This window comes from Streptomyces caeruleatus (genome assembly GCF_001514235.1).
GTDB lineage: Bacteria > Actinomycetota > Actinomycetes > Streptomycetales > Streptomycetaceae > Streptomyces > Streptomyces caeruleatus.
In genome coordinates this window covers 355,359-375,483 of the sequence record NZ_KQ948928.1, presented here as the reverse complement: position 1 = coordinate 375,483, position 20,125 = coordinate 355,359, and the positions used below count along the sequence as shown (strand labels likewise).

Sequence of the window (20,125 nt, the reverse complement as noted above, 5' to 3'; positions counted from 1 at the left end):
CATGGAGTGTGGCACGGCGCTTAGCATGGTGAACCGTGTCGTCCTCCTCCGCCGCGTCCCAGTCGAGCCCGATAGCCGAAGCGAGCCCGCTGTCCCTGTGCGCCCGTGAGCCGCACGTCCCGGCGGACCGGCTGGTCGCCGAGATGGTGCCGCCGCCGCGCTTCGACTCGGTCCGCTTCAGCACGTACATCCCGGACCCGAACCAGCCCAGCCAGATTGAGGCGGTCGACGTCCTGGAGGCCTTCGCGGCCGGCCTCGGCGGGGCGCACGCGAGCGGTGCCGGGAAGGCCAGGCGTGGTTTCCTCGGGTTCGGCAGGCCGAAGGCGCCCAAGGTGCCGGCGGGCCCCCGCGGTGTCTACCTCGACGGCGGCTACGGCGTCGGCAAGACCCACCTGCTCGCCTCCCTCTGGCACGCCACCCCGGCCGAGCCGTCCCTCAAGGCCTTCGGCACGTTCGTGGAGCTGACGAACCTCGTCGGCGCCCTCGGTTTCCAGCAGACGGTGCAGACCCTCTCCGGTCACCGCCTGCTGTGCATCGACGAGTTCGAGCTCGACGACCCCGGCGACACCGTCCTGGTCTCGACGCTGCTCGGCAAGCTCGTCGACGCGGGCGTGGCACTCGCCGCCACCTCCAACACCCTGCCCGGGAAGCTCGGCGAGGGCCGGTTCGCGGCGGCCGACTTCCTGCGGGAGATCCAGGGCCTGTCGGCGCACTTCCGTCCGTTGCGCATCGACGGCGAGGACTACCGCCACCGCGGTCTGCCCGAGGCGCCGGCGCCGTACTCCGACGAACAGGTGACCAAGGCGGCGTACGCCACCGAGGGAGCCTCGCTCGACGACTTCCCGCATCTGCTGGAGCACCTGGCCCGCGTCCACCCCAGCCGTTATGGCGCGTTGACCGATGGCCTGAAGGCCGTGTGTCTCACCGACGTCCAGCCGATCCCCGACCAGTCCACCGCGCTCCGGCTCGTCGTGCTCGCGGACCGGCTCTACGACCGTGAAGTCCCGGTCCTGGCCTCCGGACAGCCGTTCGACCAGCTGTTCAGCGAGGAGATGCTCAAGGGCGGGTACCGCAAGAAGTACTTCCGCGCCATCTCGCGACTCACCGCGCTGGCCCGCGACGCCAAGAGCCTGGTAACTCACTGACTCCCCCTGGTCAAGGGGCAGTTCAGGCCAGGCCACCCTCACATTTCAGGCTCTCTTCAGCTCGAAACGTTAAGTTAACCCTGCAAACAACTTTGCCGGGTTAACGTGTTTCTTGACCAACGATTGACCAAGCGTTGGCGCGCGCCATAGGTGCGGACTGTCTGGAGGGGGGCACATGTTTCGAGGTAAGACGGCACGGACCGTGGTTTCGCTCCTCGCCGCCACTCTGCTCGCCCTCCAGTTCTTCGCACCCGGCGCTTCCTTCGCACGCGCGCATACGGTCAGTCAGGCAGTGGCCAAAGCCCAGCCCGGAATCAAGCTCTCCGGCAAGGCGCTACGCGACGAGACCCTCACGTCCCGCCACTGCATGCCGTCGGGTCAAGGTGACCCGACCGGACCACTGCACAGCAGAGACCAACTGCGTTTCGCTGACACCGGACCCCAGGCACCCGACCGACCGTTGCTCACCCGGGACCCCGCGTCCGCGCACCAGCCGGGCACACCCGGCGGCGCGCATCAGCGCACATCGAGATCCTCGACGTCCCACACCCCCGCGGGGCTCCAGGTCTTCCGCTGCTGAGAAGCAGCGCGTTCCCCCCCCCACCTCTGTCATGAAAAACCACACCGACGCGCCATCGCGGCGCGCCAGGAGGAGTCACCACACATGCAGCCCCTCATCGACAACGCCCGTACGTTCGGACAGCGCCCTGAGGAGTTCGCCAAACTGGCCGCAGGGCAGTCCCCGCAGGTCCTCTTCATCACCTGCTCCGACTCCCGGGTCGTACCGGCACTGATCACGGGCGCCCGTCCCGGCGAGCTCTTCGAGCTGCGCACCGCGGGCAACATCGTCCCGCCGTACGCCTCCGCCCACCCCACCAGCGAGGCGGCCACCATCGAGTACGCCGTGGAGGTCCTCGGCGTCAGCGACATCGTGGTCTGCGGCCACTCCCACTGCGGAGCCGTCGGCGCGCTGGTGCGCGGCGACGACCTGGACGCCGTACCGGCGGTGCGCGACTGGCTCGCGCAGGCCGAGCCGCGTCCGACCGGCACCGTCGAGGACCCCGAGGTCGCCGAGGGAGTCCAGGCCCACGTGCTGACGCAGCTGCTGCGGCTGCGCTCGTACCCGTTCATCGAGAAGAAGCTGAAGGAGCGTCAACTGAACCTGCATGCCTGGTACTACGAGGTGCACAAGGGCGCCGTGCGCGTCCACAGCGCCGAGACCGACGCGTTCGAGGCGCTGTGAGCACCGCGATGACCAAGTTCCCTTACCTGCGGCAGGACTTCCTCGCCTCCATCGTCGTCTTTCTGGTCGCCGTGCCGCTGTGTGTCGGCGTGGCCGTCGCCTCCGGGGTCCCGGCCGAACTGGGCCTGATCACCGGCATCGTGGGCGGACTCGTCACCGGGCTGATGCGTGGCAGCAGCCTTCAGGTGTCAGGTCCCGCCGCCGGCCTGACCGTACTGGTCTTCGAAGCTGTCAGCGAGTTCGGCGTGGCCACGCTCGGTGTGATCGTGCTGATGGCCGGTCTGCTCCAGCTCGCCATGGGCTTCTTCGGGATAGGGCGCTGGTTCCGCGCGATATCCGTCTCGGTGGTCGAAGGCATGCTGTGCGGTATCGGTCTGGTGATCATCGCCGGGCAGATCTACGCGGCGGCGGGCCTGAAGGCCCCCGAGAGCGGCCTCGGCAAGATCGCGGGGCTTCCGGGTGCCTTCGCCGACGCGTTCGGCAGCACCTCGGCGCTGGCCTCGCTCGCGATCGGGGCGGGCACCATCGCCGTGATCGTGCTGTGGAAGAAGCTGCCGAAGGCCGTGCAGTCCGTACCGGGCGCCCTCGCGGCGGTGGTCCTGGCCACGGTCGCCTCGCTGGCCTTCAGCCTGCCGGTCACCACCGTCAAGGTGGAGGGTCTGCTCGGTGTCATCCAGCCGCCCGGCGCCGGGGCCTTCGGCGAGCTGGCCACTCCGGCCATCTGGGGCACGATCATCGCGTTCGCGCTGATCGCGTCCGCCGAGTCGCTGTTCAGCGCGGCGGCCGTGGACCGGCTGCACGACGGACCGCGCACCGAGTACAACAAGGAGATGATCGCCCAGGGCGCGGGCAACGTGGTGAGCGGACTGCTCGGCGCGCTGCCCATGACCGCGGTGATCGTGCGCAGCTCCGCCAATGTCAACGCGGGCGCGAAGACCAAGGCGTCCCGTGTGCTGCACGGCGTGTGGCTGCTGCTGTTCGCCGCCGCGATGCCGTGGGCCCTGGCCCTGATCCCGATCCCCGCCCTGGCCGGCATCCTGGTGCACGCGGGCTTCAAGCTCATCCCGTTCCGCGAGCTCGCGGCGCTGTGGCGGAGCCACAAGGGCGAGGCGCTGATACTCGTCGTCACCGCCGTCTCGATCGTCGTGGTGAACATGTTCGAGGGCGTGCTGATCGGTCTGGCCCTGTCGGTCGCCAAGACCGCCTGGGAGGCCTCGCACGTGAAGCTGGAGATCGTCGACAAGGGCGCCGGACCGATCCAGGTGTGCCTGTCGGGCAACGCGACCTTCCTGCGGCTGCCGAAGATCCTCGACAGCCTGGAGTCGCTGCCCCAGGACCGCCCGGTGGAGCTCAACCTCTCCGAGGTGCACCACCTGGACCACGCCTTCCGTACGGCCCTGGAGAACTGGGCCGAGCGGCACAGCGCGGTGGGCACGGAACCGGTGCGGGTCACCGCCGCCTGACCGCCGTATGACCTCTGACGCGGTATGAACCCCGGTCCGGGGCCGTCCATGGCACCGGACCGGACACCGGGCATATCGTTGCAGGGAGCACACGGAACGGCCCTCTCCGCGAGGAGGTCGTCATGGTCGAAGAGCTGCTGGGCGTGGCCCTGGGCGTCGGCGCGGCGGGAGCGGTGTACGTCGCGGCCGCGGCACGGGTCGTCAAGCAGTACGAGCGCGGGGTGATCCTGCGGCTCGGCCGGCTGCGGGGCACGGTGCGCGACCCGGGGTTCACGCTGATCGTCCCCGCCGTGGACCGGCTCCACAAGGTCAACATGCAGATCGTGACGATGCCCGTGCCCGCCCAGGAGGGCATCACCCGCGACAACGTGACCGTGCGGGTCGACGCGGTCGTCTACTTCAAGGTCGTGGACCCGACGGCCGCGATCATCAACGTCGAGGACTACCGCTTCGCCGTCTCGCAGATGGCACAGACCTCGTTGCGCTCCATCATCGGCAAGAGCGACCTGGACGATCTGCTGTCCGACCGCGAGAAGCTCAACCAGGGCCTGGAGCTGATGATCGACAGCCCGGCCGTGGGCTGGGGCGTGCAGATCGACCGCGTCGAGATCAAGGACGTGTCCCTGCCGGAGTCGATGAAGCGCTCCATGGCCCGGCAGGCGGAGGCCGACCGCGAGCGGCGGGCCCGGGTCATCAACGCCGACGCCGAACTCCAGGCCTCCAAGAAGCTGGCCGAGGCCGCGCACCAGATGGCCGACGCGCCGTCCGCCCTCCAGCTGCGGCTGCTGCAGACGGTGATGGCGGTGGCGGCGGAGAAGAACTCCACGCTGGTGCTGCCGATCCCGGTGGAGCTGCTGCGCTTCCTGGAGAGGGGCGCTCAGCCGGCACCGGAGCAGGCGGTCGAGCCCACCGCCGAGCACATCGCCGTCGAGGAGTCCGAGCCCCCCGGACAGCCCCTTCAGAAGTGACACACGCTACGCGCGTGGTTCACGCGACTCGCAGCAGGTGATAGACACGGCGGGGTCACAGTTCCTGTCCGCCAGCAGGAAGGTTTCCCCATGTCCGAGAACACGACCGCCGACGGTACGTCACGTCGTCAACTGCTCGCCCGTACCGGCACGTTGGGCGTCTCGATCGCCTTCGCCGGCAATCTCACCGAACTCTTCGCGGGCACGGCCGCCGCACAGAACCTCGGCCACACCGGATACGGCCCGCTGGTCCCCGACCCGAAGGGCCTGCTCGATCTTCCGGAAGGTTTCCGCTACCGGGTCCTCTCCCGTGAGGGCGACCGGCTGCGCTCCGGTGAGGGCCTGGTCCCCTCCAACCACGACGGCATGACGGCCCTGCGCGGCAGGCACGGCCGCGTCCATCTGGTCCGCAACCACGAGAACCGCGCCGACGGCAGAGTTCCCGTCCCGACGGTCGAGGGCCTCACCTACGACCCGGCCGGCAAGGGCGGCTGTACCGCCCTGACCCTCGACCGGCACGACAAGGTCCTCTCCGAGCGGGTCGCCATCGCCGGTACGGCCGTCAACTGCGCGGGCGGTCCCACGCCTTGGGGCACCTGGCTGACCTGCGAGGAGACCGAGGACCGGGCGGGCACCAACGGCTACACCAAGGACCACGGCTTCATCTTCGAGGTCGACCCGGCGAACCCGTACCGCTCGGGCGCGGTCCCGCTGACCGCGATGGGCCGCTTCCAGCACGAGGCCATCGCGGTGGACCCGCGACGCGGCATCGTCTACGAGACCGAGGACGCCTTCGAGAAGCCGTTCGGTCTCTTCTACCGCTTCCTGCCGCACCAGCCGCACGGCGGCCTGGGCACCCTGCGCGCCGGCGGCCGCCTCCAGGCCATGCGGGTGCCGGGCGTCCCCGACCTCTCCTCGATCCAGGAGACGGGCGCGAGCTTCGAGAACATCGAGTGGGTCGACGTACCGGACCCCCTGGCCACCCGGACCCCCATCCGCCACCAGGACTTCGGCCCGAAGGGCATCACACACGCGCAGAAGCTGGAGGGCTGCTACTGGGGTGGCCGCTCCGTCTACTTCGTCTCGTCCTTCGCCCGCAGGGCGGAGGGCTCGGCGGCGGACCACTACGGCCAGATCTGGCGCTACGACCCCGCCGAGCGCCGCCTCACCCTGGTGATCGTCTTCGGCCCCGACACGGATCTCCAGCTGCCCGGCGAGTCCCCGGACAACATCTGCCTCGCCCCCAGCGGCGGGCTCATGGTGTGCGAGGACGGCAACGGCGCCCAGCACGTCTTCGGTGTGACGCGACGCGGCGAGGTCTACGCGATGGCCCGCAACGCCCAGAACATCGGGACGCCCGGGGCACCGGAGTGGGGCGAGTTCGCCGGGGTCACGTTCTCCCCGGACGGCGGGACGATGTACGTGAACTGCTACACGCCGGGCACCACGTTCGCGGTGACGGGGCCCTGGCGCAGGTAACCGTCGCGTCACACCTCCCCATGCGGAGGGCCGCTCTCCGGCCGTCCTCTGACTTGAGCGGCATGAACGCTCCGGGGGATCTCGTCGACGGCCGGTTCGAGCTGGTGGAACGGCTCGGCAGTGGCGGAATGGGCACCGTGTGGCGGGCTCGCGACACGGTGCTGCACCGCGAGGTCGCGCTCAAGGCGGTGCGGTCCGACGCGGACACGGTCGGCGTGATGCGCGAGCGGGTGCTGCGGGAGGCGCGTGCGCTGGCCCGGCTCAGCCATCCGCATGTGGTGATGGACCATCAGATCGTGGACGCCGACCCGCATCCGTGGATCGTGATGGAGCTGGTGCCGGGTGTCTCGCTGCAACGGCGGCTGGACGACGGCGCGTTGACCCCAGTGACGGCGGCCCGGCTCGGCCGCCAGGTACTCGCCGCGCTGCGGGCCGCGCACGCGGCCGGCATCCAGCACCGGGACGTCAAGCCCGCCAACATCCTTCTGCGCCCCGACGGCGACGCCGTCCTCACCGACTTCGGCATCGCCGCCCTCCAGGGCACGACGGGCCTCACGGCGACGGGCGAGTTCGTCGGGTCGCCCGAGTACATGGCGCCGATGGGGGTCCCCCCAGGCCCTTAAGGCACTGGGGGAGGATCCGGGGCCACGACGACGGTCCGGCGGCCGACCTCTGGTCGCTGGGCCTGGTCCTGTACGTGTGTGTCGAGGGCGTCAGCCCTCTGCGCCGGCCCACCACCCTCGCCACCCTGGCCGCCGTGCTCGACGACCCGCTCCCGCCGCCGACCCGCTCGGGTCCGCTGACGCCGGTGCTCGAATCCCTGCTGGTCCGCGACCCGGCGGCGCGCCCGGACGCCGCCCGGCTGGACGAGATGCTCGCCCAGGTGGAGACGGGAACGATGCCGGACCGGACCGCCCGGCCCGCGGTGATCTCCGTGGCACCGCACCCGACGCCCACGCAGGTGGAAACCCCGAGCCCCACGGTGCCCGCGGTTCCCGCCGTTCCCGCGGGAGTGAACCGACCCCGTCGCCGCACTCCCCTCATGGTGGCCGCGGCCACGGCCTTGGCCGTCGCCACGGCGGCGGCGCTCGTCCTCACCCTGCGCCTCGGCGACACGGGCGGCGACGACAAGGCCCGCGCCACCACACCCACGCCGACCGCCACCACCGTCCCGGCCAAGCAGCGACCGACCCCTGCCACCCCCGCCCCCACACCGGCCGACGGCCGCTGGATCGCCCAGCTCCACTCCGAACCCGTCTCCGCCGGCACCGCCAACCGGGACCGCCGGCTCGCCGTCCTCCGCCAGTCCGTGCCCGAGACCGCCGTCCTGCGCCCCGGCTACTGGGTGTTCTACGCCCCCGGCCCCTTCGCCGACGGCCACGCCGCCCTGACCTTCTGCGCTGATCGCGGCCGCACCTCGCCGAACACCTGCATCGGCCGCTATGTGAGCACGGACGCGACCGAATCCGCTCTGCAGTGCCGCCCTCCGGCGACCGCACCGACGGGCCGCTGCACACGCGACGACTGAGAAGTCCCCTGAGCAGTCCGCCTCCCGCCGGGCGGGTGACACGGGCCCGGCACACCCACATCCGTACCGATATGACCATCTGATCCCCATATCTTCATGCGGTGATCACACTTGTACGACATATCGCCGCGGTCGGTGCCCTGAGCGCGGCCCTGAGCGGACTCGCCGCCTGCGGGGCGCCCGAGGACACCCGCGCTCCCCACCCGGCGTCCAGCGCCACCGTCACCACCTCGCCCTCGGCCAGACCTCCGACCCTCGCGCCCGGCCCCGCCGGGCTGACCCCGGTCTTCGAGCACGGCCCGCAGACGGGGGGCAAGACGGTCGCGCTCACTTTCGACGCCGACATGACCGCCGGTCAGGGGGCACGGGCGGCGCGCGGGGAGCGGTTCGACAATCCGGGGCTCGTCGCGGCGCTGCGGGAGCTGAAGGTGCCGGCGACGGTGTTCATGACGGGGCGGTGGGCCGAGGAGTATCCGCGGCAGGCCCGGTCCATCGGGCGGGATCCGCTCTTCGAGGTGGCCAACCACTCGTACAGCCACTACGCCTTCACCGAGGACTGCTACGGGCTGCCGACGGTCGGCGAGGAGCGGATGCGGGCGGACGTGGAGCGGGCGTACGCCGCGTTCCGGAAGGTTGGGGTCCGTGACGCGATGCCGTACTTCCGGTTTCCCGGGGGCTGCTACGACCGGCGCGCTCTGAAGGCGCTCGCCGCGGTCGGTGTCACCGCCGTGCAGTGGGACGTGGTGAGCGGGGACGCGTTCGCGACGGACGCCCGCGCGGTCGCCCAGGAGGTGCTGGACGGGGTGCGGCCGGGGTCCGTGGTCGTCCTGCACTGCACGCTCAGTGCCGCCCCGACGACCGAGCGGGTGGTCCGGCGTGTCGTGCCCGAGCTGCGCGCGAGGGGGTTCCGGTTCGTGAAGGTGTCCGAGCTGATCGGGGCCGCGGGCGGGCGGGACTGAGGCTCGTACGCTGGACGTATGAGCGAGGACCAGCCCACGAACGACTACTGCCTGATCGATGCGACCAGGCCGCCCAAGGCGGACGGTCCGCCGTACGCGGAGTGCGTGCTGTGCCGGGAGCCGACCGAGTACCCGGAGTCGTACAAGGGGATCACCATGTGCCCGGTGTGCGAGTGGCAGGAGGCACAGCGGACCGCGTGTTCGGGGTGACGCCCGGCTCAGGGTGATCTTCGGGACGTGAGCGCGCAGGCCACGGCGGTCGCCGCCGCGGTGAGCAGGGCCGCGGCCGCCAGGGGCAGCAGGGGCAGGGGGACGGTGCCCGAGCGGGAGCCGGTGACCAGGCCGCTGACCGCCGCGTGGGCCGGGGAGCCGGTCACCACCACGGCGAGCAGGGCCGCCAGCAGCATCGCGGGGACCGCGCGGCCGGTCGAGCGCAGCAGCGGCCAGGCGGTGAGGGCACCGACAGCCGTACCGAGCAGGGCACAGGCCAGCGTGGCGAGCAGCCCGGCCGCGCCCGCCGGAAGCCGGGGTACGCGCGTCTGGTGGTCCGCGCTCACGGGGTCGCTGATGAGCGTCACGACGACGGTGGCGACCGTGCCGACGAGTGCCGCGACGGACAGCGCCACCAGCAGCGCGGCGAGGTGCGCCCGCCCGGGACCGACCGCCGCGGAGACACAACTGCGGGCGGCGGGCGGCTCGTTGGTGACGCAGATCCGCACCAGCCAGGCGGCGACGGGCAGCAGGCCCGCGGCCGTGAAGCCCAGCGAGTCGAGGACCGGCTGGCCGCCCTGCACGCCGATGCCGAGGAACGCGGCGTACAGGATGAACGGCGGCAGCCAGCGCTGCGAGCGGACCAGCAGGGCGGTCTGGTAGCTGAGGAGGGCGGTCATCGGCGGCTCTCGGTGTCGGGGGTCGGTCTCGGCTCCGTCGCGGGCGGGTCCTGGCTCACGCTCACCACGTGCCAGGGCGGGCGGGCCGTCAGCAGGGCGCGGAGCAGGACGTCCGAGTGGGAGGCGGGCAGGGTGACGCGGTGGGTGCCGGGCTCGGGTTCCTCGGCCGATATGACCGTACGGGCCGCGTCGGCGGGGAGCTGCGCGCCGCGCGTGCCCTGGACGACGACGGTCATGAGCGGGCCGACGGGTTGCGCGGCCGCCCGTTCCGCACGGAGGTCGAGGCCCGCGTCCCGCACGGTGTACGTCGCGTCCGGCGCGCCCGCCAGGCGGCTCGGGTCGTGGTCCACGAAGACCACGGCGGTGCCGTCCGCGGTGCGTTCGGCGACGGCCCGCTCCAACTCCTCGCGGGCGGCGGCGTCGAGACCGGTCCACGCCTCGTCCAGGACGAGCAGCTCCGGTTCGGCGAGGAGGGCCTGCACGACGGCGACTTTCTGGCTGCTGCCCTTCGACAACTGGGCCATGGGCGTACGGGCGTGCGCGGCGGCGCCGAAGCGGTCGAGCCACTCCAGGGCGGCCCGGGCGGCCGCGGGGCGGGAGAGGCCGTGGACCTTGCCGAGGTGGGTGAGGTAGCCGAGGGCGGTGAAGGGGAGGGCCGTGGGGAAGCGTTCGGGGACGTAGGCGGTGCGGGGGCGGCCGGTGATACGGCCCTCGGTCGGGGTGTCTATGCCGGCCACGAGGCGCAGCAGGGTGGACTTGCCGGTGCCGTTGGGGCCTTCCACACGGATGAGGTCGCCGGGGGTCACGGTGAGATGGACGCCGCGTAAGACCCAGGGGCCGCGCAGGCCGTAACGGCGGCCCACGTTGTCCAGACGAAGATCGCGTTGCATGGGGATCATCATCTCTCGGGGTTGGCACACTTGAGGACGTGAACAGCGATCCGACCCCCGCGACCGACAGCCCGTTCCGCTCCGAGCGGAGCGCCCGCGATCAGGCACCGCAGTTCGTGCTGCCCCTGGTCGTCCGCATAGAGAAGAGCGCGCCCCCGGCCCGCACCGACGCCCTGGAAACGGCCGCCCGCGCCGTGCTGGTGATCCTCAGCGACGAGCGGTCGGCCGGCGAGGGCGAGTGGGCGCAGGCGATGCGGGACTGGCAGGACGCGCGGATCCGGAAGGTCGTGCGGCGGGCTCGTGGCGCCGAGTGGCGGCGCGCGGAAGGGCTGCCCGGCATCACCGTCACCGGCAAGTCGGCCGAGGTGCGGGTCTTCCCGCCGGTGCCGTTGGACGGCTGGCCCAAGGAGCTGGCGAAGCTCCAGGTCTCCGGTACCGATCTCGACGATCCGGAGCCGCCCGTGGCCGCCGATCCGGCTGCACCCGTGCTGTGGCTGAACCCCGAGCTCGACATGTCGGCCGGCAAGGCGATGGCGCAGACCGGGCACGCGGCGCAGCTCGCCTGGTGGGAACTGTCGGACGAGGAGCGCGCCGCCTGGCGCGACGCGGGGTTCCCGCTGGCGGTGCGCAGCGCCGCGCCGGGGCGCTGGCGTGAGCTGACGGGGGGCGGGCTGCCGGTGGTGCGGGACGCGGGGTTCACGGAGATCGCGCCCGGGTCGTGCACCGTCGTCGCCGATCATCCGGCGCTGCGGTAGGCCTGCCGGCCTTTGAACATCCGCGGCGTCCGGCTCGTACGACCTGGCGGGGCGTGATCCGAACCTCAAATGTTGCTCTGAAGGTGTCCTCCGAGCGGTTCGTGCGGGGCGGGCGGGGCCATACCCCCGTCACGAACCGACACGTCCGAGGAGACGGGCCAGCGGGCAGGGAAGAGGCCGAGGAGGGGCGATGGAGCGACTGGGTACGGGCATCGGATGGCGTCCGGAGATCGCGGACGCGGTGGAGCGCATGCCGGGCGTCGACTGGGTCGAGGCCGTCGCCGAGAACGTCTGCCCCGGGCATCTCCCGGAGTCCCTGGTACGGCTGCGGGAGCGCGGCGTGACGGTGGTCCCGCACGGCGTCTCGCTCGGCCTCGGCGGTGCGGAGCGGCCCGACGCCGGGCGGCTGGCCGCGCTCGCCGAACGGGTCGAGGCACTGGGATCGCCGCTGGTCACCGAGCACATCGCGTTCGTCCGGGCGGGCGGGTCACTGACCGCGTCCCCGCGCCTGGAGGCGGGCCACCTGCTGCCGGTCCCGCGCACCCGGGACGCCCTCGACGTGCTCTGCGAGAACGTCCGCATCGCCCAGGACGCGCTGCCCGTGCCGCTCGCCGTGGAGAACATCGCCGCGCTGATCGCGTGGCCGGGCGAGGAGATGACCGAGGGCCAGTTCCTGTACGAACTCGCGGACCGCACGGGCGTGCGGCTGCTGATCGACGTGGCCAACCTGCACACCAACCACGTCAACCGGGGCGAGGACCCGGCCAAGGCACTCGCCGAACTGCCGCTGGAGGCCATCGCGTACGTCCATGTCGCGGGCGGCTTCGAACGCGACGGCGTCTGGCACGACAGCCACGCCCACCCCGTCCCGCAGCCGGTCCTGGACGTCCTGACCGACCTCGCGTCCCGGGTGTCCCCGCCGGGGGTGCTGCTGGAGAGGGACGAGAACTTCCCGGAACCGGCGGAGCTGGAGCGGGAGTTGGGGTCGATCAGGGGGGCGCTGGAGAAGGGGGCGGCGGAGCGGCGGGCGGCCGGGAGCCGGGCGGCTGAGCTGGGTGCGGCCGCCGAGGGAACCGGCCGGGAAGCGGCACCGGCCCCGGAGAGGGACGCCCCGCACCGCGCGGAACGCCTCGCGGACCTCGCCCCCGCCCGTCAGCGCCTCGCCCTCGCCCAGGCCGCCCTGCTGTCTGCGCTCGTCGCCGGTACGCCGGTGCCGGAGGGGTTCGACCGGGTACGGCTCGGCGTGCAGGCACGGGCCCTCGCCGGGAAGCGGGCGGACGTCGTGGCGAAGGTCGCGCCCGAGCTGCCGGTGATCCTCGGGGACGGATACCGGCGGGCCTTCCTGGCCTACAGCCACGGGCACCCGATGACGGACGGCTATCGCCGTGACGCCCTGGACTTCGCCGGACACCTGCTGACCGAGGGCCGGCTCGAAGACGCCCGGGTGCGCACGGAGTTGCGGGAGTGGTGGCTGGAGCGGTCGGGGCCGAAGCCGCGCTCGCGGCGACCGGGGGTACGGCTGGCCCGGGCCACGCGGCGGGTGTTGCTGCGGCGATGAGCCGCATCGCCTACGCCGGCCTCCGTCCCCCCGCTGGACGCGGCCGCCCCCGACGAGTGTGCCGGGGTTAACACCCCGGCCCGCACACCCGGCGACTCACCCCTTTCCTCCTCCTTTGCCGCCGTACGCCACCCACCCTTACTCCCCCATTCGCCCGTATCCACCCCCGTTGCAACCATTCGCTCCCGTACGGCAGTTGGCGTAGACCCCGACGTACTCCGAAGTAATATGCCAACCCCACCCCCGAAGCGCACTAACGTGCGGTGCCGCAACAGGAGGCACCATGCGACCGCGTCCCCCGATCAACGGCCGAGGCATCTTCAGCGGCACCGGGCTCATCATCACGGGCCTGACGGCGACGCTGCTGGCGATGATCTTCCCGATCTGGTCGTACGCCGACCGCTCCGGGACCGGTCTGGACACGCTCAACGCCGAGACCGTCTCGACCGGGTACGGGCCGCTGTCCGCGCTCGACCGGGACTTCGTCACCAAGGTCCGGCTGGCGGGGCTGTGGGAGCTGCCCGCCGGTCAGCAGGCGCGGCAGAAGGGGGCGACGCCCGCCGTACGGACTGCGGGGCAGCACCTCGTCGAGGGGCACGCGTTCCTCGACGAGCGGGTGCGCGACGTCGCCGGCAAGCTCAGCCTGGCCCTGCCCAACGAGCCCACCGAGCAGCAGCAGGAGTGGCTGGCGACCCTGGACGCGACCGAAGGCGTCGAGTACGACCGGCAGTTCGCCAACATCCTGCGCCTGGCGCACGGCAAGGTGTTCTCCGTCGTCGCCCAGGTGCGGGCCAGTACGCGCAACACCCTCGTCCGCAAGCTCGCCGACGACGCCAACACCACGGTGCTGGACCACATCACGGTCCTGGAGGCCACCGGGTACGTCGACTTCGACGCCCTGGCCCGCGACATGGTCGCCGACAGCACCCCACCGCTGACGCCCGTCCCCGCCCCGCCCGGCCCGACCGCGGACCCGGCGCCCGCCATACCGATGACCCCGCCGCCCTTGCCGTCACCGAGCTACACCCTTCCGCCGGCCGCCACCAGCCCCCGGGCGGACGACTCCGAGGACATCGGAGAACCCGAGGAATACGTGGTGTCCTGACCGCCGGAGCCTCCATCCGGAACGTCACATCCCGGCAACTCTGCGTCCGGATGGTGAACAAGGCATGGCGCCCCAAGGGCCTTTGGCATAGAAACGCGGCATGTTCTGGGTCCTTCTCCTGCTGCTGGCCTGGGCCGTCGCCGGCACCGCGTGCACGCGGCTGTGCCTGGCCGCCGTGCACGCCGCCGCCAGGGACACGAAAGAGGCGACCGCGGGCCGGGAACACGATCTGACGTTGTACGAGGCCGCGTTCCTGTCCGGCGGACCCCGGCGGGTCGCCGATCTGACCCTCGTCTCCATGGCACGGCAGCGCCGGCTGCTGCTCGCGCACACCGGCTGGGCGACGGTCGTCGATCCGCGCGGGCGGGACGAGATGGAGCGCTCGGTGATAGGGGCCATCGGGCCCGAGGGACAGTCGCGGATCGAGCCGGTGCGGGACGCCGCGGCCGCCGCCGACGCGGTGGGCAGCCTCGCCGACCGGCTGGTCAGCGCCGGCCTCGCGGTGCCCGACGGGGCGCGCACGGGGGTCGCGGCCGCGATCCGGCAGGTGCGGCTCGCCGCGGCCGTCGTCCTCGCGCTGGGGGCCGTCGCCCTGCTGGCGCCCGCCCAGTCGGACATGCCGGCCCACCTGGTCGCGCTCTGGTTCGCGCTCCCCCTCGTGCTCACCCTGAGCTGCCTCGCCATCGCCCGGATCGAGATCCACCCGTACGCGCGGTGGGCCTCCCCGGCCGGGCAGCGGCTGCTCAACGCCCTGGTCCGGCGCTCCCGGGGCGCGGACGACCGCACCTACCTCACCTCCGTCGCCGTACGGGGCGTACGCGCGATCGGCGAGCCGGACCTTCGCGCGGCCTTCGCACACCGCGACCCGCACGGTCCCGCACGACCGGCGGACGAGGCGCCCGGTGGCGCATAGGGGGCATTGAGGCGACACCGGCGGGGCGGTGCTTGCCTTCCTCAACAGACGCACGAAATATCCCTTTTGTTGCTGCCGTGCTGCGAAGGGATACGCGATGAGAGCTGCCGCCCTCTACTCGGCCACGGGGGCTCTGCTCCTGACGACCCTCTCCGCCACACCGGCCGGCAGCACCGGGGCCGCCCCGGGCACGGCCGAGCAGCACGGCACCGGCGTGGCCGCCGCGCGCGCCAGGGCGGCCGGGATCGCCTTCGGCGAATGTGCCAAGGAGCAGGACCTGCCGGGGAAGATGGAGTGCGGCACGGTGTCCGTGCCGCTCGACTACTCCCGCCCCGACGGCAAGCAGATCAAGCTCGCCGTCAGCCGCGTGCGGGCCACGCACAAGGACCCGCACAACAGCAAGCGCCGGGTACCGGGGCAGGGCTCCCTCGTCTACAACCCGGGCGGCCCGGGCGCTTCCGGACTGCACTTCCCGCTGATCGGCCTGCTGCCCGAGTGGAAGCGGCTGGCGGCGGCGTACGACCTCGTCGGCTACGCGCCGCGCGGAGTGGCCCCGTCCGCGCCGCTGTCCTGCCAGGAGCCCAAGAAGTTCGTCCAGGGCCCGGCACTGGCGCCGACGCACCCCTCGGAGGAGTACAAGAAGGAGCGCATCGCCCGGGCCAAGGCCTACGCGCGCGGGTGCGCCGAGCGCACCGGCAGTGCCCTGCGGCACTACAACTCCCTCAACAACGCCCGGGACCTGGACGTCCTGCGCGCCGCGCTGGGCGAGTCGAAGCTGACGTTCATGGGCGCGTCGTACGGCACCTACTTCGGCGCGCTGTACGCGACCCTCTTCCCCTCGCACGTACGGCGCATGGTGTTCGACTCCGCGGTGAACCCCGACCCCTCGCAGATCTGGTACCGCAACAACCTCGCCCAGTCGGCCGCGTTCGAGGGGCGCTGGGAGGACTTCCGGGAGTGGGTCGCCGAGCACGACGACGTGTACGGGCTCGGGGACACCCCGGAGGACGTGCTGCTCAGCTACGAGAAGGTGCGGGAGCAACTGGCCGAGGAGCCCGCGGGCGGAAAGGTCGGGCCGGGGCAGTTGCAGGAGGCGTACCTCCAGGCCGGCTACTACGACGACTACTGGCCCTCACGCGCGAAGGCGCTGTCGGCGTATCTGAAGGGCGACCCGAAAGCGCTGGTCGAGCTGGCCGCGCCGGTACGGGAGGCGGCGGCCGAGCAGGAGAACTCCAGCGCGGTCTACACGGCCGTGGAGTGCAACGACGCCCCTTGGCCGACGGACTGGGCCGTCTGGGACCGGGACAACACGCGGCTCGCGCGTGTGGCGCCGTTCGAGACGTGGGACAACGCGTGGATGAACCTGCCGTGCGCCTACTGGCAGGCTCCCCGGCAGAAGCCCCTCGACGTACGGACCGGACAGGGTGAGCTGCCGCCGACGCTGATCCTGGCCGCCGAGCGCGACGCCGCCACCCCGTACGAGGGCGCGCTGGAGATGCACCGGCGGCTGGCCGGCTCGGTCCTGGTGACCGAGCGGGACGCCGGTACGCACGGCATCGCGTACGGCCCGAACGCCTGCGTCAACGGCCACGTCGACGCGTACCTGCTGGAGGGCCGCCTCCCGGACCGGCGCGCGGCCTGCGAGGCGCACCCCGAGCCCAAGCCGGAGCGCCCGGGCGACGAGCAGGCGAAGGAGAAGCTGGGCGACCGGGCGGGCGCGACGAAGCCGGGCGGCCGACCGCAGTAGTCCACGACCGCGTTCTGATCAAGCAAGCCCGGCGTCGGTGGCCACGGCCGACCGACGCCGGGTGCCGTGTTTCCGCCCGGCCTCACATCACGGCGTCAGGCGAGCCCGGCGACCAGCTCGGCCACGGACTTGCGGCGCCCGGTGTAGAACGGCACCTCTTCGCGGACGTGCATCCGGGCCTCGGAAGCGCGCAGGTGGCGCATGAGGTCGACGATGCGGTACAGCTCGTCGGCCTCGAAGGCCAGCAGCCACTCGTAGTCGCCCAGCGAGAACGAGGCGACCGTGTTGGCGCGGACGTCGGGGTAGCCGCGGGCCATCTTGCCGTGGTCGGCGAGCATGCGGCGGCGGTCCTCGTCGGGCAGCAGGTACCAGTCGTAGGAGCGCACGAACGGGTACACGCTGACGTAGTTGCGCGGCGTCTCGTCGGCGAGGAACGCCGGGATGTGCGAGCGGTTGAACTCGGCCGGGCGGTGCAGCGCCATGTTCGACCAGACGGGCTCCAGAGCGCGGCCCAGCTTGGTGCGGCGGAAGAGGTTGTACGCCTCCTGGAGCTGGTCGGCGGTCTCGGCGTGCCACCAGATCATGAGATCGGCGTCGGCGCGCAGCCCGGACACGTCGTAGGTGCCGCGGATCGTCACGTCCTTGGCGGCGAGCTGGTCGAACAGCTCCTGGACCTCGTCGGCGTAGCCCGCGCGGTCCTCGGGGAGCACGTCCTTCAGCTTGAAGACGGACCAGAGGGTGTAGCGGATGACCTCGTTGAGGTCCTTGGCCAGCTTGCCCTTGTTCGGGATCCTGCCGGACTCGGTGGTGGGGGCGTCGTCACTCATGCCCTTATTCTCCCGCTCCGCCGTGCAGACTCTGCACCGGGTCGGCGGTGAGCTCCTCCACACCCCGCAGATCGCCGTCCAGCTGGTCCACGGCGGCGTACGCGCTCGCGATGCACGCCGGGATGCCCACGCCGTCGTACTGCGCGCCGCAGACGGCGAGGCCCGGCACCTTGGCGACGTGCTCGCGGACGCGGGCCACGCGCGCGTGGTGGCCGACCGGGTACTGGGGCAGGCCGTCGGTCCAGCGGGTGACGCGGGTTTCGAGAGGGTTGGCGTCGAGGCCGGTCGCCGCCCTCAGATCGTGCCGGGAGACATCGACGAGGCCGGCGTCGTCCCGCCCCAGGATCTCCGTCTCGCCGTACCGCCCGACGGAGGTGCGCAGCACGATCACGTCCGGGTCCTCGTCGGCGATCCAGCCCCACTTCTGGGAGGCGAACGTCGAGGCCTTGATGGTGCGCCCGTCGACCGGCGGCACGAGGAAGCCGCTGCCCGCCGGGAGGCCGGTGTCGGCACGGCGGTAGGCGAGGGTGACCAGGGCCATCGAGGCGTACTCGATGCCGTCCAGCTCGGTGGCCGCCTCGGGGGCCTCGGCGCGCAGGAGGGCGGCGGCGGCCGGGGCGGGCACGGCGACGACCACGGCGTCGGCCCGCAGCGCGCGGTCACCGGCGACGACGCGCCACCCCGTGGGCTCCTCGCGCCGCAGCTCGGTCACCGGCGCCCCGGTGACGATCTCGCCGCCCCGTGCGCGCACCGACTCGGCGACGGCGAGCGGGAGTTGGCCCACGCCGCCCTCGATGCCCATGAACACCGGCCCGGTCTGCTGGTTGGCCGCGGCCTTGGCCTGGATCTCGCGGACCGCCTCGGTGAGGGAGTCGTGGGTGCGCGCGGCCTGGTAGAGCTGCGGGACGGCCGAGCGCATCGAGATGCGGTACGCGTCGCCCGCGTACACGCCGCCCAGCAGGGGCTCGACCAGCCGGTCGACGACCTCGCGGCCGAGGCGTGCCGCCACGTACTCCCCGACCGCCACGTCGTCCCCGACCTCGGTGCGGGGCAGGTCGGCGTCGCGCTCGATGCGGGCAAGGCCTTCGTCGGACAGGACGCCGGAGAGCGCGGACGCGGTGCCGGGGACTCCCATCACGTGCCCCTTGGGCATGGGGCGCAGGGCACCGCGGGTCCAGATCGAGGCGGTGGCGGTGGCGGGCGGCTGGAGGCGCTCGTCGAGCCCCACCTCCCGGGCCAGGGCGACGGCCTCGGGGCGGCGGGCCAGCATCGACTCGGCGCCGAAGTCCACCCGGACGCCCGCGATCCGGCCCGGCAGCAGCTTGCCGCCGACCCGGTCCGACGCCTCAAGGACGGTCACCTGCCGGCCGGCGTCCAGCAGCCGGTGGGCCGCGGCGAGTCCCGCGATCCCGCCCCCGATGACGACGACCCGGCCCGCATCCGTACGACTCTCCACTTCGCGCATGTCAACAGCCTCTCAGACCCCACTGACAATCCCTCCGCGCCCCGGTGTCCTTCACGAGTCCTGACCGTGACCGCATCGGGACCGATCACCGCCAACGTTCCGCCGCACCCCGGCGTCGAAGAAGCATCAGTCGCCACGACGACCCTCGGGGGTACGCCCACATGCGCACACGACGTTCCGCACGATCCGTTGGTTCCGCACCGTCCGTGCGACCGGCTGCGGCCCTGGCCGCCGTCCTGATGGCCGCGGCCCTCGCGCTCACCGGCTGCAGCGCTTCGGACGACTCCGGGGCGGGCGACAGCAAGGCGGCGGCAGGAGAGGCCGCACAGGCGGACTCCCAGGCGGGTGCGAAGGAGGGCACCCCGGGCAGCGCGTCCGGCGCCGACCGGGCGACCGCCCCGCCCAAGGCCACCGCGAGCCACATCATCCGCACCGCCTCCCTGACCGTGCAGGTCAAGGACGTACCGAAGGCCCTGGACGAGGCCCGCACCACGGCCGAGAACGCGGGCGGCTACGTCGGCAACGAGACCACCACCCGCGACGATGAGGGCCATGAGCAGACCCGTGTCGTCCTGCGCGTGCCCGTCGACCGGTACGCCGAGGTCCTCGCGGACCTGGAGGGCGCGGGCAAGCTGATCGAGCGCAGCGCCAAGGCGCAGGACGTCACCGACCAGGTCGTGGACGTGGAGAGCCGCATCAAGTCGCAGCGGGCCAGCGTCGCCCGGATCCGTGAGCTGATGGACCAGGCGACCAGGCTCAGCGACGTGGTGACCCTGGAGGGCGAGCTGAGCTCCCGCCAGGCCGACCTGGAGTCGCTGCTGGCCCAGCAGGCGTCCCTGAAGGACCGCACCAGCCTGGCCACGATCACCCTCTCCCTGTCGGAGACGCCGGTGAAGAAGGCGGTGGCGAAGGACGACGACCCCGGTTTCCTGGACGCGCTGGCGGGCGGCTGGGACGCGTTCGTGACGATGCTGCGCTGGCTGGCGGTCGTGATCGGCGCCGTGCTGCCGTTCGTGGCGGTCGCGGCGCTGATCGTGCTGCTGTGGCTGAAGGTCCTGCGGCCCCGGCTGCCGCGCCGCCCGGAGCCCGCGCCCGTGACGACCGCCCTGGGTCCGCTGCCGACGGCCCGCCCGGCCCCGCGTCCGACGCGCGCGGGCGACGAACAGAGCGGTGAGCAGGACTGAAATGCG

General features: G+C 72.4%; 17 protein-coding genes and 1 pseudogene. 14 read left to right on the top strand and 4 right to left on the bottom strand.

The genetic code is table 11. The features are described 5' to 3' along the window. Positions 1-35: 35 nt before the first annotated feature. From zapE to AQJ67_RS17110, 8 genes and pseudogenes are all read left to right on the top strand, one after another. Positions 36-1,145: a cell division protein ZapE gene (gene zapE / locus AQJ67_RS17145; RefSeq protein ID WP_062719631.1), complete on the top strand. Its 1,110-nt coding sequence runs from the start codon at positions 36-38 to the stop codon at positions 1,143-1,145. A 664-nt stretch (positions 1,146-1,809) separates the two neighbouring features. After that, positions 1,810-2,388 carry a carbonic anhydrase gene (locus tag AQJ67_RS17140; protein WP_062719630.1) on the top strand — a complete coding sequence of 193 codons (579 nt, stop codon included), beginning with the start codon at positions 1,810-1,812 and terminating at the stop codon, positions 2,386-2,388. Between the two features lie 8 nt (positions 2,389-2,396). Then, positions 2,397-3,851 carry a SulP family inorganic anion transporter gene (locus AQJ67_RS17135; protein WP_062720077.1) on the top strand — a complete coding sequence of 485 codons (1,455 nt, stop codon included), beginning with the start codon at positions 2,397-2,399 and terminating at the stop codon, positions 3,849-3,851. A gap of 122 nt (positions 3,852-3,973) precedes the next feature. Beyond that, positions 3,974-4,819: a slipin family protein gene (locus AQJ67_RS17130; RefSeq protein ID WP_062719629.1), complete on the top strand. Its 846-nt coding sequence runs from the start codon at positions 3,974-3,976 to the stop codon at positions 4,817-4,819. Between the two features lie 90 nt (positions 4,820-4,909). Beyond that, positions 4,910-6,298 carry a PhoX family protein gene (locus tag AQJ67_RS17125; RefSeq protein ID WP_062719628.1) on the top strand — a complete coding sequence of 463 codons (1,389 nt, stop codon included), beginning with the start codon at positions 4,910-4,912 and terminating at the stop codon, positions 6,296-6,298. A 62-nt stretch (positions 6,299-6,360) separates the two neighbouring features. Further along, positions 6,361-7,826, top strand: a pseudogene (locus AQJ67_RS17120) (serine/threonine-protein kinase). A 101-nt stretch (positions 7,827-7,927) separates the two neighbouring features. Beyond that, a complete protein-coding gene (locus AQJ67_RS17115; protein ID WP_062719627.1) occupies positions 7,928-8,785 on the top strand; it encodes a polysaccharide deacetylase family protein in 858 nt (285 codons plus the stop codon). Positions 8,786-8,803: 18 nt separating this feature from the next. Continuing rightward, the gene (locus tag AQJ67_RS17110; RefSeq protein WP_062719626.1) at positions 8,804-8,995 is read left to right on the top strand and encodes a hypothetical protein; all 192 of its coding nucleotides are present in this window, start codon (positions 8,804-8,806) and stop codon (positions 8,993-8,995) included. An 8-nt stretch (positions 8,996-9,003) separates the two neighbouring features. Here AQJ67_RS17110 and AQJ67_RS17105 read toward each other — a convergent pair whose 3' ends face one another. Together AQJ67_RS17105 and AQJ67_RS17100 are read right to left on the bottom strand one after the other, a co-directional pair. Then, a complete protein-coding gene (locus AQJ67_RS17105) occupies positions 9,004-9,675 on the bottom strand; it encodes a hypothetical protein (RefSeq protein ID WP_062719625.1) in 672 nt (223 codons plus the stop codon). Further along, a complete protein-coding gene (locus AQJ67_RS17100) occupies positions 9,672-10,565 on the bottom strand; it encodes an ABC transporter ATP-binding protein (protein WP_062720076.1) in 894 nt (297 codons plus the stop codon). The genes AQJ67_RS17105 and AQJ67_RS17100 overlap by 4 nt, the downstream gene beginning before the upstream one ends. Positions 10,566-10,603: 38 nt before the next feature. Between AQJ67_RS17100 and AQJ67_RS17095 the strand changes: the two genes are divergently transcribed. From AQJ67_RS17095 to AQJ67_RS17075, 5 genes are all read left to right on the top strand, one after another. Beyond that, positions 10,604-11,320 carry an aminoacyl-tRNA hydrolase gene (locus tag AQJ67_RS17095; RefSeq protein ID WP_062719624.1) on the top strand — a complete coding sequence of 239 codons (717 nt, stop codon included), beginning with the start codon at positions 10,604-10,606 and terminating at the stop codon, positions 11,318-11,320. Between the two features lie 190 nt (positions 11,321-11,510). Then, positions 11,511-12,878 (top strand): MbnB/TglH/ChrH family RiPP precursor modification enzyme, encoded by a 1,368-nt coding sequence (locus AQJ67_RS17090; protein WP_062719623.1) that lies wholly within the window; start codon positions 11,511-11,513, stop codon positions 12,876-12,878. Positions 12,879-13,161: 283 nt separating this feature from the next. Then, positions 13,162-13,983 carry a DUF4142 domain-containing protein gene (locus AQJ67_RS17085; RefSeq protein WP_062719622.1) on the top strand — a complete coding sequence of 274 codons (822 nt, stop codon included), beginning with the start codon at positions 13,162-13,164 and terminating at the stop codon, positions 13,981-13,983. Positions 13,984-14,083: 100 nt separating this feature from the next. Then, positions 14,084-14,896 (top strand): TIGR04222 domain-containing membrane protein, encoded by an 813-nt coding sequence (locus tag AQJ67_RS17080; protein ID WP_062719621.1) that lies wholly within the window; start codon positions 14,084-14,086, stop codon positions 14,894-14,896. A gap of 97 nt (positions 14,897-14,993) precedes the next feature. Further along, positions 14,994-16,643, top strand: a complete 1,650-nt coding sequence (locus AQJ67_RS17075) for an alpha/beta hydrolase (protein WP_062719620.1) — start codon at positions 14,994-14,996, stop codon at positions 16,641-16,643. 95 nt (positions 16,644-16,738) lie between these two features. Here AQJ67_RS17075 and hemQ read toward each other — a convergent pair whose 3' ends face one another. Continuing rightward, entirely contained in the window at positions 16,739-17,470 is a 732-nt protein-coding gene (gene hemQ, locus AQJ67_RS17070) for a hydrogen peroxide-dependent heme synthase (protein ID WP_062719619.1), read from the bottom strand. A 4-nt stretch (positions 17,471-17,474) separates the two neighbouring features. Then, positions 17,475-18,935, bottom strand: coding sequence for a protoporphyrinogen oxidase (gene hemG, locus AQJ67_RS17065; RefSeq protein WP_062719618.1), 1,461 nt, complete (start codon positions 18,933-18,935; stop codon positions 17,475-17,477). Positions 18,936-19,096: 161 nt separating this feature from the next. Here hemG and AQJ67_RS17060 point away from each other — a divergent pair, with 161 nt between their 5' ends. Continuing rightward, positions 19,097-20,119, top strand: a complete 1,023-nt coding sequence (locus tag AQJ67_RS17060; RefSeq protein ID WP_062719617.1) for a DUF4349 domain-containing protein — start codon at positions 19,097-19,099, stop codon at positions 20,117-20,119. Positions 20,120-20,125 lie beyond the last annotated feature (6 nt).